The sequence below is a fragment of the Pseudomonas sp. 43(2021) genome, from assembly GCF_017490805.1.
Taxonomy (GTDB): Bacteria; Pseudomonadota; Gammaproteobacteria; order Pseudomonadales; family Pseudomonadaceae; genus Aquipseudomonas.
This window is the reverse complement of the sequence record NZ_JAFGYJ010000091.1, coordinates 1-843: the sequence shown is the minus strand read 5'-3', so window position 1 is coordinate 843 and position 843 is coordinate 1. Positions and strand designations below refer to the sequence as shown.

1 pseudogene is annotated in these 843 nt (G+C 56.1%); it reads left to right on the top strand.

Annotation, left to right across the window (positions count from 1 at the left end):
- Positions 1-88 precede the first annotated feature (88 nt).
- Positions 89-843, top strand: a pseudogene (locus J5M71_RS26040) (hypothetical protein); the annotation flags it as partial.

Below are 843 nucleotides of genomic sequence, written 5' to 3'. Positions count from 1 at the left end.
GTCTTTCATGAGTCCAAAAATACTCCGCAAGACGTCAGTCACAACCACGCATCAAACTGATGCAAACGTACCAACGCCACATCGGCCCATGTTTGATGTCAGCAGCATTGAAATATCGCCAAGAGCCGGCATCCCCGATCTTGCGCTGCACAGTACCAACTTCGACAGCGCCCTTGCCGATGCGAATCCGCGGTTGCCAGCGGTTGAAATCTTTCAGTTACCGGCACACAGCGCCTATCGCTCGGAACATTCCACTTCAATAAACGATTACTGGTTATCAGAGACCTTTGTGCGTGGAATGCAGCCTGCCGACAATGATGGATTTCGCTGGATCGTTGGCAGAAAGTTCGCAGACGTCGAATATCAGGGAGCTCTGCAAACCACGCATGTGGGTGAGGATGAAACCGGCGCGTTGCGCAGCAAGTTACTCACCGAGCGCGTTCCCTCCGGACCGCGCCTGTACAAAAACGCAGACAGCCCCACCTGGCGCCTGACCGAACAACCCGCGCCAAAGCGACCGCGCCTCGCCCCCGTGACAATACCCATCAATCAAAGTCGTTACAGCCCATCCTGGCGTTCGCCGGATGCTCAGGGCTATTACGAAATGAATCCGCTATTTGGCTCACGCAAAGACAACATGCTGTCCGCCTTCCGGGATTCATATGGCAATTACATAGCGGTTGATCCGCCAGCGGGTGGATTCGCAGCGTCGCCGCTCCACCTCAAACAGTGGACCGATCATGAGATATGGCAGCTATATGGGCTACAGGGCGAGGACATTGCGCGCTTTCGTGTCCAAGCCCAGGCCACCGGCACGCCGCCACAGTGGGCACACCCCACAAC